We start from the raw sequence: 16,681 nt of genomic DNA on the forward strand, positions 1-16,681 counted from the left end.
GTACCTGACGAGCTGTCAAGCTGAATTGAGTTCGTGGAGCAACTGCGGCTCGCGATCGAGATTTCCCGATTAACACGGTCGCTTTACACAGCTTTAGATAGCTTGGTTTATTATCGCCTACCTACTTATTCAACCCGAATTTGTACCTCCGAGCGTACAGTCGCATCTACAAAAATGATGGGGCTCTTTGAGGCGAGGAATTACTGAGGAAACTGCTGATGAAATGTCTGTCAAAAAGATTGAGAGCCTCATAGAAGATATTCGCTATGAACGCTTTCGATGGACACCAGTACGACGAGTTAACATTCCCAAAAATAATGGAAAAACTCGACCGCGGGCGTGTCCCTACTTGGAAAGACAAACTGGTTCAAGAAGTGGTACGTTCGATTCTTGAGGCATACTACGAACCTCAATTTTCTGACAGCAGTCACGGTTTCAGACCAGAGCGCGGATGCCACACGGCTTTAACTACTATAGAACCCATTTGACATCTAGCTATGCGCTAAACGCTTGAGCATTAGTCGAATGAAACAAAGGTTAAGCTTGGCAGTCGCATGGCTGAGCGTCCTCTCAAAGTTCTTGACTAAACTTTTACAACGTTCCATCCAAGCATTTGAGCGCTCAATGACCCATCGAGTTGCGACTACTACAAATCCCGTTTTTCCAAGTGCTGCTTTTTCGGCTTTTGTCGGTTTGGGTGACCGGGAAAATCGGATCTTGGTCATGATTTGGGGGTAGAGGTCTTGCAAAGCTGCCGTTATCACCTCGCTGATGATAGCCATTGTCCAGCAGAATGGTGATATAAGAGGATATTGACTGGTTTGGCACGAAAGTAGTCGAGATTCTGGCTCAACATCTCGATTAAGCCTTGATCATCGGAGACATTGGCTTTCGTGCAGTGGGTAAAAAACCCAGAGCAAGCGTGTATCAACGGCGAGATGTCGTTTGATGCCGTTGGTACATTTGTAAAAGCAAAAGCCTTTGGACTCAACACTGGCATTGCAGGTATTCTTCACGGCTTGTGAGTCAATCATCAGCAACGTTGTCCACTTGGCTTTTTTTTGACTTGTTCACGCACTTGTCCATGTAAGACGGTCATCAGTGCCAGAAAAGCTCCTGCATCCCGCCACTGCTTGTAGTGCCAATATACGGTTGAGTAGGGTGGCAGATATTCCGGGTAAATCTTGCCAATTACAGCCATTCTTAAGTTGGTAGAACATGCCATCCAACAGTTCTCGTTTCGTCCAATCACAGGGTCTTGTCTGCTTCTTCACCGGCAAGATCTGGGGCAGGAGGGGTTCAAGAATTTCCCATTCTTCGTCGGTGAGACTGCTGGAGTACGGCATAGTGAGTAGGATATGGCTTTTGCGCTACTTTAAGTCAACGGAGTCAGAGATGTCAAATGGGTTCTATAGTTGAGGCAAAGTTTGGACGATCTCTCTACGAACAATTACAAGCCACTGGAAACCGTGCGGTAATGGTCGAAATTCCTTGGGCTGAACACGCCTTTGATGCGGTTTTTAATGGTGTGAGCAATCAACTGGCTTTGTATTACACAGAACGCTTTTTGGCTTGGGCTTTGAAGTCTTCTAATTACCAACCAAAATAAAGAAAAATCCTCAAAAACGAGCCTGAAAACCCGCTCGACTTTAGTCCAGGGCTCAAAGGCAGCAGGAGAGTTTAAATTATGGCTGCGTAAATTTTTAGCAGGGAGCTGATACGTAAATGAACACGTAACAGCCGTGAGGCTCCGAAAGCTTTATGTCCCCAGCTTCAAGACGCAACAAGAGACGCCAACTTCTGGAACTGTACGGAAACCGCTGCCACTGGTGCAACAAGTCGATGCAGAAATCAGAAAGAACCATCGAACACTTACTCCCGAAAAGCCGAGGCGGGTCTAACGCACTCTCCAACCTGCGTTTAGCTTGCTTCAGTTGCAATAATTCGCGTGGAAATAGCCTCGAACCTCCGGACGGCAAGAACTTACGCACACAAAGAGCTCAACCACATGAGAAAATAGCTTAGGATTTTCGCACGCTCGCAAATTTTCATAGCTAATAAACAAACTAACTTGCTCCTCAAAAAAGTCGCATGGATGACCTAGATGGACGGTTAAGCGCTCTAATTGCAGAGGTGCGCCACAACCCAGCTAACAGTAGAAAATGCCGAACAGCCATGAACAAGCTGTTATTACAAATTCAGCAACTACCAGGAGTCAAAAAATCAGCCAATCAAAATTATCCTGCTGCCCTCAACCTTACTTTAGAATGGGTTAGTCGCGAGATTGCTAATTTTGAGCCGCGCCAATCTTCTGTTTCAAAAAGTTTTGTCAACTGGATCAACGGCTACCTGGGTTGGCGAATTAAAGATTTGTACTCTCCTGACAAAGATGCTCCAATTAGTTTAGATGCACCGATTGCGGTGGATGCTGGGGAAACAACTCGGCTCGAACTATTACCCGATTTTACGCTCAGCGGGTTGGATGGCATGATTGAAAGTGTTCAGAAAGAAACCACTCAGCGAATAGGTCTCCAAATAGAACTTTACATAGAACAAGATCCAGAAGGCAAGCTAAAAAATAGCTACCCTCGTTCTAACCCGGAGTGCAACTGCCAATTCCTCAGCATGAGAAGAGTATTAAAAGAACCTCCTGACAAGTTTCGAGACTTAGCAAAAGAGTTAAAGGTTAATTACACAACCCTGAATTCTCACTGGAACAGAAAATGCGAACCCTCGTTGCAAGAAATAGCCCGCACTCTAGGATATAAACAGGAACCACAACCATGAACATCGCAGAACTACCTCTGTTAACAGTACCAATAGAGTTAAAAGCTCACGAAATGGCGCGACAGTTGGCAGCCGTTCAAAGTACAGTCCAAAAAGGAAAACGAGTTTACTTGAATGCACTGGCAGTTTACGCAGTTCACAGCTATTTAAAATGGCTACAAATTGAAACAGATGTGAATAATTCCGATAGCTTCAATCCAGCAAAAACAGCGCTAGCTAATGTCGCTGACTTGGTAATCCCAGGTATTGGCTCCCTAGAATGCCGCCCAGTTTTACCTGGTGAAACAACCATCTTCTTACCCGAAGAAGTAATAGAAAATCGGATTGGATATGTGGGAGTACAGTTTAGCGATCGCCTTGACTCCGTGCAACTATTGGGATTTGCTCCCACCTTAGATAGCTCAAATCCCCCGCAACAAATAGCAGTAGCAGAACTGATGCCAATCGACACTTTAATTGAACAGATTACTCGTTTAGAAGAAGCGATCGCCTTCTTAGAAACAGACGATCCAGTGGCGGTACAGGTACGCTCCACGATCCAAACTCAATCGCAGAGCAATATTGTTGCCCAATTAGAGCGTATTTATCGAACTTGCGACGAGTACGAGTGGCGGTACGCAGGGGGAGAGATGTTAGCTGGGAGTACCGCAGGAGGGGAGTTTACTCGTGAAAGTGCCGATAGCGCCGACACTGATTTAGAAGATTTAGCCGAAGCACTGCTGGAGAAGTTAGCAGAAATATGGAGGGATGCTGCGTAATTTTGGAGCGGATGGCTGATGTGTATATGTAGTATCCCCTTCGTAACCTGTAAAGAATATGGCAAAAGGATTCGGCCCGAAGAAAGCTCCCCCAGCGACAAAACGCCAGAAAGCTTATTTCAAGCTGATTCAAGCGCTCCTCCAATGTCCTCGCGGTAAGCAACTGAAGATTTTAAGGAAGCACCCGGACTTGGTGGATGTTGGTTTGGTGGAAATGATGGAAATGGTAGCTACAATTCTGGTAGCACAGAGGGAGATTTCTGAGGCTAATTTGTTAATCGATTTGGCTGATTTTTTATACAGGTTTTACATAGGAGCAGATGCCTCACCAGTAACAGGCTCTTTTGTTAAAGCTCCAGCTTTCTTGTGGGAAGTATTGCGGACAATTCTGTTCAACCCAAGCGAGCGACAAACTGTTTACCAGATACTAGCAATTAACTCAGACGAACTGAATGAAGATTTTTTGTGGCAATTTTGTCTCTGGATAGATTGTACACTCCTGAGAACCCAGCCAAAAATAACAAAAGCGATCGCGGCAGTTATTATGTATTTCTGCGAGATCCTCTGGCTATTTCCACTGGGTAACAGAGCAATTAACCTGGAAATTGCCATTGCCGGTTTTGAAGGATGTGCCAAGATTTTGACTCGTGAGGTTGAGCCACAAGTGTGGGCGAAAACCCAAAGCGATTTAGCCCCAGCATACCGCAATCGGATTTGGGGCGATCGCTCCGAAAACCTTGAAAAAGCCCTAACCGCTTGTACCAATGCTTTGCAAATTTTCACTCGCGATACTTCTCCCCAAGAGTGGGCGATGGTGCAAAATAATCTCGGTCTTGTTTACAGTGACAGAATCGTCGGAGATGAAGCTGAGAATTTAGAAAAGGCGATCGCTTGCTATGAAGAAGCCTTGCAAGTTGTTAGCCGCGATCGAGATCCTGAACTTTGGGGAACACTGCAAAATAACCTGGCACTTGCTTACACTCGCCGAGTTGAAGGAGAGCGAGCGCAAAATTTCGAGAAAGCGATCGCTTGTTATCAAGTTGCCTTAAAAGTTCGCACTGATTCTGATTGGGCTAGTAGCCAATTTCACCTTGGTCTTGCCTATAGCGAAAGGATTTTAGGGGACAAAATCCAGAACCAGGAACGGGCGATCGCAGCCTACCAAGCCGCATTACAAATTTATACTCCCGAAACCTATCCAGAAAGATGGGCTAAAACCCAGTTAGATTTGGGTTTTGCTTACCGCAAATTGGCACAAATTGCTAATGCTTTAACCTGTTTTCAAGCAGCTTTAAAAGTTTTTACTCCTACTTCGTTCCCTAGAGAGTGCATCGAAACCGGACTTGAGTTGGGAAAGGTAGCATTGGCTACTGACAAAAAGGCAGAAGCTTTTGAAGGTTTTGAGATTGTAATTGAAGCTGTAGAGATGCTCAGCCGTTGGGGTGATTCTGAATCTTTATATCAAGAAATTCCTGCAAAGATTTCTGCTTACACAAAAATAGTAGCGCTTTGCATGGACTGTGGAGAACTAGAAAAAGCTAGAGAATATGCTGAACGCTCAAGTTCTCCTGTTATTTTAGACATCCTAGAAAATGTTCAGATCCAGCAAATAACTTCAACCTCACAGTTTCTTATTAAAGTTTTAGACACCGTTGCCAAAAGCGAAAATAATTCGCAAGCTTTGTACCAGCTTCTAGAAGCCAACCTAGATAAACTGGACAACAGTTTTGTGGAAAGATTAAGTATAATAAAGTTTGATATATCTCAATTAGGACCAGGGGAAGCAATCAATTTAGCGGCAAGAGTTCTCAACTTTAGCAGCCTGATTGAAGATTTTCCCGAAGGCAATGCAGAAAACAACTGGAAGATTGCTAAGACAGGCTACGAAGTTGCTGCTACTGTTTTTACCGAAGAAAATTTCCCCGAACAATGGAATTTTATTCAACATAAAATCCGCCCTAATTTACCATTGGAATTATTGGAAGTTATTTCCGAAAGTCAAGGTAAAATTCGAGTAGATACTTTACTTGAACATGAGCGAGAGCAACTTGAGAAGTATTTTGTTAAAATAGCGCAAAAACTTCTCTCGTTGAAAGCTGATCCAGAACCCATAGACGAACTTTTTATCAAGTGGGTACAGAAAATATTGCTTGACGCTAACCAAGAGCAACTTGACGAAATTTTTGTTAAGGAGATGCCAGATGAAGCCGATGCTATGCTATCCGAAGTCCCACCTGAAAAAAGAAAAGAAATTGCTTCTGGTATTTTGGCTTTAAGTTTGCACATCCACCAATTAAAAAAAGGGAATGAGGCTAATAATTTAGAAATTGCGCTCGCAGGTTACGAAATTGCTTCCACAGTCTTTACCCGCGAAGCTTTTCCAGAAGAGTGGACATTTTGTCAGATGTTCCTCGGTAACACTTACCACCGTCGTTTTAAGGGCGATCGCGCCGAAAATCAAGAACGAGCGATTGCTTACTCTCAAGATGCTTTACAAGTATATACCCGCGAAGCTTTTCCGATACAGTGGGCAATGATTCAAAATACATTGACTCTTGCCTATCACAACCGAATTCGGGGAGATCGGTTAGAGAATGCAGAATTGGCGATCGCGGCTGGCGAAGCTGCAATGGAAGTTCGCACCCGCGAAGCAATGCCTGAAGAATGGGCCCAAGTACAAAACAATTTGGGCATCGTTTACTGCGATCGCATTTGTGGCGACAAGGCGGATAACTTGGAACAAGCAATTACCTGTTATCAAAATGCTTTGTTGTTCCGCACCCGCGAAGAATCCCCGGAACTTTGGGCGCAAACTCAAATGAATCTTGCCTCTGCTTACCGCCACCGACTTCATGGCGATCCGGTAGAAAATGTTGAGAAGGCGATCGCAGCTAACAAAGCAGCATTGCAAGTTTACACTCAAGACGAGTTTCCCGTAAATTGGGCTGAAGTAAAAATGAATCTGGCTAATGCTTATTTGCATCGACTTAATGGCGATCCAAATGAGAATTTAGAAATAGCTATTGCTGCCCATCAAGCTGCCTTACAAATCTTTAACCAGGATGAGTTTCCTAGAGAGTGGGCTATGACTCAAATGAATCTGGCCAATAGCTACCTCAGCCTTGAGCGAAACTCCGAGGCGATCGCCTGTTATCGAAAAGCAATGGAAGTCTTCACGCCAACTGCTTTCCCATTTGAGTGCCTGAAGACTGGAGAAATGCTAGGAAACACAGCATTATTTATAACGGAAGATTGGCAGTTAGCCATTGAGGGATACGGTAATGCGATTGAAGCCGTAGAAACCAGCCGTACTTGGGCAACTTCTGAATTTCGCCGCCAAGAAATTTTGTCAGAGGCGATCGACATTTATGCAAACATCGTGCAAGCTTGCATCAATAACAAGCAGTTAGATAAAGCTGTTGAATATGTAGAGCGATCGCGCTCTAAACGCCTCGTAGACTTAATGGCAAGCAATGATCTCTACTCAAGTGCAGAAATTTCTGCTGAAATTCTAGAGTATTTACAGGATTTTGAACGCCTACAGCAGCAAATTGACAAGGAACGAGGGCGCAATCAACCTAGCAACGACTTTGATAATAGCAAACTTGATAACAGCCGTGCAGCACTAGCAGCTTACAATCAAATAATAGCTGATCTGGAAGCTGAAAAACTCCTAATTTGGGAACAACTTCGTCGCTTAGATCCGGTGCTTGCGGGTCAAATTCGAGTCAATCCTCTCAAATTCCCATCCATCCAGAAGCTTATCGACAAACCCACCACTGCAATTATTAGCTTTTACACCACTGTTAGCGACACCTTTATCTTCGTCGTGCGGCAAAACGAGATTACCCTGCAAAGTTGCGCTGATTTAGGATTTGAGACTTTGCACGGATGGATTTTCCAAAATTGGTTAGGACAATATGTTGAAGATAACAATTCTTGGAAAGAAGAGTTCGTTGGGATGTTAACTAAACTGGCACAACAGTTAAATTTAAACGATCTAATCTTATGGCATTTAGAAGGAATTTCGGAACTGATTATAGTTCCTCATTTTGCCCTTCACCAAATCCCCTTCGCTGCACTACCCATCGGAGACAACCGATATTTAGGAGACAAGTTTCTCATTCGTTACGCACCTAGTTGTCAAGTCTTAGAATTCTGCCAGCAACGCCCTTCCCCCGGCAATAATCTAAACTGTGGCACTATTGAAGATGCGACGGGCGACTTGCCTTGCGCCAGCTTTGAAGGAGAGCAAATCGCAGTTTTTTATAGTATCCCAGACAATCAACGCTTAAAAGGTCGCCATCAAGCTACTGTTAGTAACTATCGAGAACTGGCGCAAACCGTCCAAATCCTCCACTCTAGCCACCACGCCCAGTCGCGCTTTGACAATCCCTTAGAATCGACATTAATTTTAGGAGATGGCTGCATTACTTTAGGTCAGCTAATGACTCCTGCATGGCGTCTCCCTCAGTTGTCGGATGTATTTCTTTCCTGCTGCGAAACAGGATTGGGATTGAGTGAAATTACTGGTGATATCCTCACTTTTTCAACTGCTTTTTTGTCGGCGGGAGCCAGAAGTGTTATCAGTACGCTTTGGGCTGTCGATGATTTAGCTACGGCGCTTTTCTCCATTTTTTACTATCAAGAGTGGCAGCAGGGAAAGAATCGCCCAGAAGCTATGAGACAAGCTCAAGTTAAGTTGCGAGAGCTTACGGGCAATACCTTAGCTGCTAGTTATAAACCCCAACTCACAGAACTTTTGAAACAGAAACGTGAAGAAACCCACACCCTCCGCAAAATATCCGAGGCAGAACGAAAAGCTTGCTCCTCCGGTTCCTCAGAATATCAGCAATGGGATGAAGAATACAAAAAGTATGATAAAATTGGCAAACAAATTTATTTGTCTCTCAAAAATTTAGATAAATATTGTCAAGAATTAAAGCCGTTCTCTCACCCTTTTTACTGGGCCGCTTTTACCTGCACTGGGATTCGGTAAAATAGACTATTAAAGAGGAATTTAGCCACACCTGAATAAACCAGTATAGCAGTTCGTTCGAGCATTAGTTAGGAAAGTTCAACTAATTCCGCAGGAGCCTCACGTTTCACCGCAACGGGAGAGTGTGAGAGGAATGGGGGTAAAAGTTGGGGGTTCGATACCCCCAACTTTTACAATTTCTTGGCTAGTATTCGCAGATAATCTCGCTCACAAATCATTTTGAGTCCTAAATACTGTATCGCAGTATTTCAACCATATTTCCTTGGACTAGGAGTGTGAGACGAGAGTTAACAGTTTCGGTAAGTTTCCCCATAGTCTTGTAGTCGATTATTATCCGAACATATAAATCTAAACTTAGCGTACCAAACCAGCCAGCAGCCCCGACGCTTCCCGCTGCAAGCTCTGCCGATTGTCATCGTAGCAATTAAGGACGTTCGAGCTCGTATGGCGGCTCAACTTCTGCGCCATTCGCGTATTGCCGTTGCTTGCATCTAACAGCGTCGTAATTGCAGCGTGGCGTATTCTGTGCGGGCTGATTCTTTTAGGAATTCCCGCAGCGGAGCAAGTTGAGAAAACAAGCTTGTAAATAGCGTACCCGCTCAACCTCAACCCGTATTCCCGCTTTGTCAAAGCAATAAATAAAGGATCGAGGGGCATTGCAGCTCCCCGCACGCTCAGCCAATCAGAAATCGCATCTGCCGTCGCGTTGTGCAAGTCAATTAGCTGCGCTTGAGTTCCCCTACCTTTGCCGTAAATATTCAAAGTTCGGGCTAGCGGGTCAAAGTCGCCTATATTGGCTCCGCCGAGCTCCCCCCGGCGCAACGCATTGTCCCACAGCAGCCGAAGAACTGCATAGTCGCGCTTTCCCTGGGGTGTACTCCGGTCAGGAATGGACAACACCGACTGCATCGCCGCCACATTCTCAGAAGCAACTCGGCCAAACCCTGTAGTATCCCGGTAAGGAACCACCTTCTCTCCTTCAACATCTACCAAACTCCACTCGCACTCGCCCACCTTCCGAGCAAAATTCACCAAACTTTTGATCGCCGCCAGCCGCCGATTAATCGTCGCTTCCTTAAGTCCCTTGTCGATTAGTTTGGCTTTATACTTGAGAACCACTGCGACAGCGGCGAAGCGGTTCAGCCGTAGGAACTCGCGCACCAATGGCGGGTGAGGTTCCTGCCCCGTCATTGTCGCAAAGAAATCGTACAAGTCTTTCTCATAAGCACGCCTAGTGTTGACAGAGCGCTTGGCAGCTAACAGCTCTGCCACTAGGTCGCGCGTCGAAGCTATTTCTCCAAAGGAATTAGCAGCGTGTTCTAAGTCCATAGCCGGTCTGATAATTTGCCTTTCCAGACCAGATTACCCGATCGAGAGGTGCAAATAGCACAAGATTCAACCTTGAAAGACAACTTGAATACGTGCAGAAAATTTGCTGGGCTGTAAAAATACTCAGTTTCAATTTTGAGTCTCAACACTACTTATAACTAAAATTTATTGACGATTTGACGATTCTCCTGAACTTCCCTGTTTGTAAAGGTTTCAACTTCTAAGCTTCATTGACGATTTTTGACATTGTTTTTGACGATTCTCCCCAAATGCTTTCCAACTATAAGTTTGGGGAATAGCCCCTCTGTTTTTGACGATTCTGACGATTGGTTGATCGACCTGTCGCGATCGTCATTGACGACTTGCGCCTGACATGATCCGGTCGCCACTGCTATCTGATTGACAATCGTCAATGACGATTCTGAATTGTCAAAGCTGTTATTGACGATTGAAGTGCTTATGGAGTAAAAGTTTTAGGGAATCGTCAAATCGTCAACGCTAATTTTAAGCTTTTGCAAAAAAGGGATCGGCAGGCATTCGCGATCACACTCGGGAGCAACTAACTTCCCTGTAGCGTTTTGAACCAGCATCCGACATAACCTTGGCTTTTGAGGACTTGATGCCTCACGAGTGTCCTAACTCAAGGTCACGACAAATTTTGTTTGACGATTTGACGATTCTTCTAAACTATCGTATTTATAAGGCTTTCAGCTTCTAACTTTCATTGACGATTATTGACATTGTTTTTGACGATTCTCCCCAAACGCTTTTTCAGCATGGATTTTGGGGATATACTGCAAATTTTTGACGATTTTGACGATTGCTTGACGCCCATCGCCCTATCAAGCTGGCAGGGAAGCCGATTGTCCTTGTTATCGCGGGAGCGGGCGATCGTGAATTTATTGGGATGTGGCTGGGGAATCGTCAATGACGATTTTCAATCGTCAAAGCTGCTATTGACGGGGGAACTGCTTGATGTGTAAGAGTTTCAAACTATCGTCAAATCGTCAATGCAATTTTTAAATTAGCAGTAAATTAGATGCCGGATAGTCCGTCGCGATCGTCCACAACCAACTTGCACCCCAGCATTTTCCGCTTTTCTCCTAACACAGCTTCTACAAAGGGGTTGGGATTCAGTGTCAAGCCGTGAACCAGAGCGCGACTAAAAAAGAAATTTTCTTTGACGATTTGACGATTCTCCTAAACTCTTCTATTTATAAAGCTTTCAGCTTCTAGCTTTTATTGACGATTATTGACATTATTTTTGACGATTCTCGATAAACGCTTTCTCTGCAAGGGCTGTGGGAATGTACTGCGAGTTTTTGACGATTCTGACGATTGCTTGACAACCTCTGGTGGACAAGCGAACTGCCACTATCACATGAACTCGATGTAAGCGAATGAGCAGGACTTACGCAGTTACTCTATATATAGTTATTTAATGTAGACTTTAATTTACTAAAACACTATATATACCGTTTTTTGTAAGTCCCGCGAGTAAGATCAACAATGAATCGTCAATGACGATTCTGAATCGTCAAAGCTATTACTGACGATTGAAGTGCTTACGGGGTAACAGTTATAGGGAATCGTCAAATCGTCAACACAAAAATAGGACACCACACCATATATGGTGCTATATGGTGCTTGATGTAATTACCGTGAGTAACGTCAGCAGTGAATCGTCAATGACGATTCTGAATCGTCAAAGCTGTTATTGACGACTGAAGTGCTTACGGGGTAACAGTTATAGGGAATCGTCAAATCGTCAACACAAAAATAGGTGTACTTGGAGTTTTCTATGATTCTGACGATTGCTTGACGAGTCCAGCTTGCCGAACTAGCAGTTTGTAGGTTGCCGCTGTTACCAGTATGCTCACCTGCGGGCGATCGTAAATCTCTTGGGATGTGCTGAGGAATCGTCAATGACGATTGAAAATCGTCGAAGCTGTTATTGACGAGGGAACAGCTTGTTCTGTGGGAGTTTCAAACTATCGTCAAATCGTCAACGCAATTTTTAAACTAGCGGTAATTAGGTATCCGGTGACAATTGTGATCGCCCACAACCGACTGGACTTTATTTAGTTTCTTCCGCTCTTCTCCCAACACAGCTTCTTTCTTGAGGCAACAGACGAAGGTTTCAATGCTCAGCTTTAGCCCTGGCTGCCAACAGTTACAAATTTCGCCCAACGTGCAAGACAATTATAGTGAACTGTTCTCTCTGTAAAGGTTTCAGCTTTTAAGAATCATTGGTGATTTTTTACAAAATTTTTGACCACGACTCACCCCATATAAGGCAAGAGGGATGCGCTACCTGGTTTTGACGATTGAAGTGCAAATACCCGCTAAGGTCAGATTTCTATCATGCGGTTTGAGGAATGCCCTGCCTGGTTTTGACGATTCTGACTCCGGTACGAGCAGCCCCACCGTGTAGAGCGCTCCAGGCAGGAAGCGCGATCGTCAATGACGGTTGAGAATCGTCACAACTGTCATTATTGATAACGTAATGGCTTACTCTGGAAGACTTTGGAAGAATCGCTGCTGTCGGAGGACGGCATTTTTTGCAAGTTGCCACAAATACCCTGGACTGCACTTGCAACTCGGTTCGCGCGATCGCTCTGCGGGCTTGCAACTAATACCATTTCCGAAAAATTCTGCAACAGTAGCAACTTTTTTGTTGGCTTTGACTTGCGAATCAACCCAACGCTCGTGTTTGTAGCAGGGTTTTTCGGAAATGATATAACCGCCAAAACGTGGCCGAGCAACAATTATCTTAGAATCCGCCACTTGAAAGACTTGCCGACCTTTTTTGTTTCACCGAGGTTCATCGAAACCATTTGGTTGAAGACCGCAGCCGTAAAGTCCGTGTTCGACATCTGGCGCAGTTTAGCTCCTGCAACGAGTTCGCGACAGTTGCGGTATGCTTCACGGGTGCTGATCCAACCTTCAGCAACCGTGTCCCGCAACTCTTCTGATTTCTGAATCAGTTTCTGGATGACCGGGACTGTATCGTCCTCATCTTGCTGCTGCCCTTTGTAAAGCACTTCAGCCTGGTTGATGTAGAAGTAGCTGGTGGCGATCGCCTTTTGAATGATGTCGGCCCCAATCAAGGTAGGGATTTCAATCTCAAAAGGCTTCTCGGAATGTTCCCTGCCTGAGAGCTTCCACTCTTCTTTCAACTGCAAGTAAGTTTTGAGGGTGCCGTCCAGGTTTTTCAACTTGCAGATTTCGTGCAAGCAATGCAGGATGAGGGCAATCCGCAGGCAGTACCCACTCCACTTGGACATGGCTAGCTGGAAGCCTTCATTCAGTTCAGCTTCTTCGCGCTCGACCATCGGGTTGAAAAAGTGCTGTTCGTAGTAGTCGGCAGCCGAGTCGCTGAGGTGGTAAGTGATCGGAAAACCCTGGTAAACAGTGCGGTTCGTTTCATCTTTGAGCACTTCGCCTGTTTCCTCATTTTGAACGGGACGATAGTGCATTTTGAGGACGGAAAGTTTGTGGTAGATGTCTTTGAGAAAGGCGTCAATGTCGGGGTAGGGCAGTCGCGTCCGCCGGCGTTTGGGCATCTGGGCCAAGCAGATTACCCACCGGGCCATCCAGCCGCTGGAAATTTTGCGGGGCGTCATCTCTTCGTCGAGCGTCTTGCGCTGGATGGTGCCGGTGATGGGGACGCACGACCTCTCCACCTCGACTCGGCGATCGCGGTCAATGAGGATGACTTTGGGACCGCCGCCGTTGTTGAGGGTGAGGTAAAAAGCTTCGTCGTCCCCCTTGCCAGCCCGATATTTGTTGAGGGCTTTGAAGAAGCCGTCGATTTCGTCGCGGTGGACGAGGAAGCCGCGCGGATTTTCGTTGATGGTGCGGATTAGGGCTTCTACGGTGATGTGTTCGACCCAATACTCGCGGGGAACGGGTGGGGGCGGGAGTTCTTCTGGCGGGCTGTCAGGGTCTCGATTTTGCTGGGTGGCTTTTTGTGCTTCTTTGTAGCTTTTGAGGGCAATGCAGTATTCGCTGTTAGCATCCTGCTGCAAGAGCCGGATGGGATTGACCATAACTTCTTGAGTTTGACTTTTGAGCTTCCCCGACCGGGCGGTGCTGATTGTCCACAGCACGCAGGACTTTTGTCTGAATCCAGGCCAAGCAACAACTTCAGCGGCCGTGCCGATCGCGCAGCCGAAGGTTGACCAACCTACTGTCATCAGGTGTTCGGCGCTGGTGGGCATTGCAGCAGCGATTTGTGCCAGGATGCAGGCAATTTCAGGCGGTAAAATTTGGTGCAAGTCGAGACTCTGCTTGCGCTTGCTAACTAAATCTTCAATAAGGGTTTTTTCGCTTTCGACTTCTGCGAACTGCCATTCTTGCAGTCGGGTTAAAACGATTTGTTCGACGTATTTGGGGTCGAGTTCCAAAGCTTGAGCGATTTGGGCGCACTCGGATCTTCGTTCTGACAGGGGAATGTTGCCCCGTTCGAGGAGCCGATCGATATATTTCAGGAGCAGGTTTTCTTTCTCTTTACTGTCAGAATCCGGCGGGTAAAAATTATCTGTAACCTGACCGTTGTTTGGCGGGATGCTCTCTGACGCTACATCATCTGCTTGTAACTTTTGAGAGTTGAGCTGCTGCTGGCTCGCTGTCAGTGATGCCCTGGGGCGCTTGTCGATACCCCATTCTCCTAAAATCCTGTCTTTAATGTGAGGGGGGCATGAAGCCTGGAAGGTTTCTCGATCCAGCCGGTAAATCTTTTTCCAGCAATTTTCAGAGTCTCCGCTGTGATATTCGGCGGCGGTTTGGCAAGCGGAGGGGCTAATGGTTTTGAGGATGCGCTGCCATTTGTAGGGATCTCGGCTGCTGTCTTCCATTTGCCCCCAGGCGTACTCGGCTAAGATTTCAGTGGTGCCGGAGTAGGAGATACTGTAGCGGTGGCAGAACTCTTCCCAGCCGTAGCATTCGGAGGCGAGAGCGGTCAGGGCGTCGGAGCGATCGCCTGTTTTGGCACCACCTGTCAGAATGTCTTTGGCGCGGTGGGAGAGGAGGTCTTCTAGGCGAATTGCGCCGGGGACGTAACTTCCTGCAGAACGGGGCGAGGTGTTGGCAGGAATAGACGGGTGCTGTTGCCGTGTTGGGTAAATACCAACATCTTCCGGTTTGGCAACTGTAGGCGGATATGCAACAAAATATTCCCAGTGGTATGGGATGCCGTTCGCGCCGACAGTAGGGGGCAGCAGGGTGTGACCGCCGTTTCGGGCAAGCAGTTCGCCCATTCGGGACCTGTCTCGATCTAGGCTGAAGGCTGTCCAATCTGGTTCTTCTGTGAAGGCGAGGATGACTCGGTATCCGCCCGAAGGGGTGCGAAATCGAGGGGCGACATTCAGGAGGGGGTAGTCGTTGAACCACTGTTCAAGGCGCGCCTCAAAAGCTTGTGGCGAGGAGAAGACTTTTTCTTTGCGATCTAGATCGACAAAGGCGATGTAGTGACCATGTGCATTAGGTCCGCCGCCGAGAGTGCCGATGCCAGTGGTGCGGGCGAACCACTTCGTTAAGTTTGCCTGAGTTGGCAATTGGTTTTGATAGGGTTTCCAACTGACTTTGACTGCTTTTCCTTTCTGGTTTATCCAAGCAGGCGCTTTGCCTCCGGGAACGTCGCAGTCCCTTTCGCATTCCTTGGGACATTCCGGCAGCGCAGGTCGGCCCAAGCAATTGTGGAGCCAGTCGATTGTCTGGGCGAGCGTTTGGGGAGCCTGATTAATGTCGCTCATCGGCGCACTCCCAAGCGATATGAGAGGAATTGGGCGATGCCTGTTTTGACATCTTCCAAGTGCCGGCTCCGGGTTACCGAGAAGTTTTTGCTAAAAATTTGGCAATCTGTGTTGGCAAACCTCCTAATTTTGCTAAAGTTAAATAGCATCCAATTTTGCCTCCCCAGCCAAAAAGCTTTATGCAGCTGTGGATGCAGGTCAGTCTTCATCAAAAACCTCCATTTTGACCCCAATCATTTACCAATAGTAAATCTAGATTCACCCACAGTGAATTAAGGTGACAAATCTTAATGCTGATTTATGAAGCCTTCCACAATACGTTGAAACGTTATGACATCAGTGGCAAAGCCCTAGCTGGAGTTGCTGGGGTCAGCGAGAGTCTTGTGTCGCAGTTTAGACACGGCAAGAAGGGTGTAACGGACGAGATGCTCGACAACCTGTTGCAGGCGATGCAGAAGATTGCTCCGGGAGCACGCAAACATTTTTGTTCGCTGGTAGCTGGGGAGCTGGTGGAAGGAGCGGGTGTGGAGAATGCAATTAAGGAGATTTCTGCTGAGGATATTCCTGAATTGTTGATGGCGATCGCGCGTTGCTGGAAATCAGTTGACCATCCATCAATTTATGCAACAAGTGCGTTGATGGAGTTCCATCGCTAAAATGGTAGCACTCTAAGATAATAGATGTAGCGCCAAATTTTTAATAATTTTAGGCGGGGAAAATTAACCTTTAATGCGGTCGGGAATTAATTTTACTACTTATTTTACCCAAATATAACAACAAAAAGTAGTTATTTATCAACTAAAAGTACCATCACAACTTGGATAGTGGTGTATCTTCAGCAAAATGGCGCAAATTTAGACCATAAAAGGTCGGGATATTAGCCTTTTGCCAAAGATGCCAGCAGAGAGTGGTAATGTCACTCATGCCAATAAAAGGTTTCAAATACCTAGCAATTAGTTGGTAGTCTATATGTGGGAGTATTTCACTAGCCTGAAATCTTACGGTAGACAAAGCTCAACACTACGAATTATCTAATCGTTGTTATCAAACCC

At 46.1% G+C, this 16,681-nt stretch carries 15 protein-coding genes and 1 pseudogene; 9 read left to right on the forward strand and 7 right to left on the reverse strand.

Annotated features, from left to right (window positions below; all coding sequences use genetic code 11):
• Positions 1-266 precede the first annotated feature (266 nt).
• Positions 267-488 (forward strand): hypothetical protein, encoded by a 222-nt coding sequence (locus tag QUA90_RS24160; RefSeq protein ID WP_333314164.1) that lies wholly within the window; start codon positions 267-269, stop codon positions 486-488.
• 545 nt (positions 489-1,033) lie between these two features.
• On the opposite strand, the gene QUA90_RS24165 is transcribed toward QUA90_RS24160, so the two are convergent.
• Together QUA90_RS24165 and QUA90_RS30535 are read right to left on the reverse strand one after the other, a co-directional pair.
• Complete coding sequence (locus QUA90_RS24165) at positions 1,034-1,225, reverse strand: hypothetical protein (protein WP_333314167.1); 192 nt, start codon at positions 1,223-1,225, stop codon at positions 1,034-1,036.
• Between the two features lie 10 nt (positions 1,226-1,235).
• Positions 1,236-1,346: pseudogene (locus QUA90_RS30535) on the reverse strand (hypothetical protein); the annotation flags it as partial.
• A 56-nt stretch (positions 1,347-1,402) separates the two neighbouring features.
• On the opposite strand from QUA90_RS30535, the gene QUA90_RS24170 reads away from it, so the two are divergent.
• The 5 genes from QUA90_RS24170 to QUA90_RS24190 all read left to right on the forward strand — a co-directional run bounded on the left by QUA90_RS24170 (position 1,403) and on the right by QUA90_RS24190 (position 8,544).
• On the forward strand, positions 1,403-1,609 hold the full coding sequence (locus QUA90_RS24170) for a hypothetical protein (RefSeq protein ID WP_333314169.1): 207 nt from the start codon (positions 1,403-1,405) through the stop codon (positions 1,607-1,609).
• Positions 1,610-1,761: 152 nt separating this feature from the next.
• Complete coding sequence (locus tag QUA90_RS24175; RefSeq protein ID WP_333230116.1) at positions 1,762-2,025, forward strand: HNH endonuclease; 264 nt, start codon at positions 1,762-1,764, stop codon at positions 2,023-2,025.
• A 66-nt stretch (positions 2,026-2,091) separates the two neighbouring features.
• Positions 2,092-2,787: a hypothetical protein gene (locus tag QUA90_RS24180; protein WP_333448153.1), complete on the forward strand. Its 696-nt coding sequence runs from the start codon at positions 2,092-2,094 to the stop codon at positions 2,785-2,787.
• Positions 2,784-3,545 (forward strand): DUF1822 family protein, encoded by a 762-nt coding sequence (locus QUA90_RS24185; RefSeq protein WP_333448154.1) that lies wholly within the window; start codon positions 2,784-2,786, stop codon positions 3,543-3,545. Before QUA90_RS24180 ends, QUA90_RS24185 begins: the two co-directional genes overlap by 4 nt.
• Before the next feature lie 58 nt (positions 3,546-3,603).
• Positions 3,604-8,544, forward strand: coding sequence for a CHAT domain-containing tetratricopeptide repeat protein (locus tag QUA90_RS24190; protein ID WP_333448155.1), 4,941 nt, complete (start codon positions 3,604-3,606; stop codon positions 8,542-8,544).
• A 354-nt stretch (positions 8,545-8,898) separates the two neighbouring features.
• Here the strand turns inward: QUA90_RS24190 and QUA90_RS24195 are convergent, their stop codons facing one another.
• Positions 8,899-9,873, reverse strand: a complete 975-nt coding sequence (locus QUA90_RS24195; protein WP_333313947.1) for a tyrosine-type recombinase/integrase — start codon at positions 9,871-9,873, stop codon at positions 8,899-8,901.
• A 746-nt stretch (positions 9,874-10,619) separates the two neighbouring features.
• Here QUA90_RS24195 and QUA90_RS24200 point away from each other — a divergent pair.
• Positions 10,620-10,856: a hypothetical protein gene (locus tag QUA90_RS24200; RefSeq protein WP_333448156.1), complete on the forward strand. Its 237-nt coding sequence runs from the start codon at positions 10,620-10,622 to the stop codon at positions 10,854-10,856.
• A gap of 688 nt (positions 10,857-11,544) precedes the next feature.
• Here QUA90_RS24200 and QUA90_RS24205 read toward each other — a convergent pair.
• Entirely contained in the window at positions 11,545-11,799 is a 255-nt protein-coding gene (locus QUA90_RS24205; protein WP_333448157.1) for a hypothetical protein, read from the reverse strand.
• A gap of 6 nt (positions 11,800-11,805) precedes the next feature.
• Between QUA90_RS24205 and QUA90_RS24210 the strand changes: the two genes are divergently transcribed.
• A complete protein-coding gene (locus QUA90_RS24210) occupies positions 11,806-11,958 on the forward strand; it encodes a hypothetical protein (protein ID WP_333448158.1) in 153 nt (50 codons plus the stop codon).
• A gap of 426 nt (positions 11,959-12,384) precedes the next feature.
• Here the strand turns inward: QUA90_RS24210 and QUA90_RS24215 are convergent, their stop codons facing one another.
• The gene (locus QUA90_RS24215) at positions 12,385-12,660 is read right to left on the reverse strand and encodes a hypothetical protein (RefSeq protein WP_333448159.1); all 276 of its coding nucleotides are present in this window, start codon (positions 12,658-12,660) and stop codon (positions 12,385-12,387) included.
• On the reverse strand, positions 12,642-15,629 hold the full coding sequence (locus QUA90_RS24220; RefSeq protein ID WP_333448160.1) for a DUF3987 domain-containing protein: 2,988 nt from the start codon (positions 15,627-15,629) through the stop codon (positions 12,642-12,644). The genes QUA90_RS24215 and QUA90_RS24220 overlap by 19 nt, the downstream gene beginning before the upstream one ends.
• 290 nt (positions 15,630-15,919) lie before the next feature.
• Here QUA90_RS24220 and QUA90_RS24225 point away from each other — a divergent pair, with 290 nt between their 5' ends.
• Positions 15,920-16,285: a helix-turn-helix domain-containing protein gene (locus tag QUA90_RS24225; protein ID WP_194060227.1), complete on the forward strand. Its 366-nt coding sequence runs from the start codon at positions 15,920-15,922 to the stop codon at positions 16,283-16,285.
• Positions 16,286-16,439: 154 nt separating this feature from the next.
• Here QUA90_RS24225 and QUA90_RS30540 read toward each other — a convergent pair whose 3' ends face one another.
• Positions 16,440-16,640, reverse strand: a complete 201-nt coding sequence (locus tag QUA90_RS30540; protein WP_194060228.1) for an LD-carboxypeptidase — start codon at positions 16,638-16,640, stop codon at positions 16,440-16,442.
• Positions 16,641-16,681: the final 41 nt, after the last annotated feature.

The sequence above is a fragment of the Microcoleus sp. D3_18_C4 genome, from assembly GCF_036702355.1.
Taxonomy (GTDB): Bacteria; Cyanobacteriota; Cyanobacteriia; order Cyanobacteriales; family Microcoleaceae; genus Microcoleus.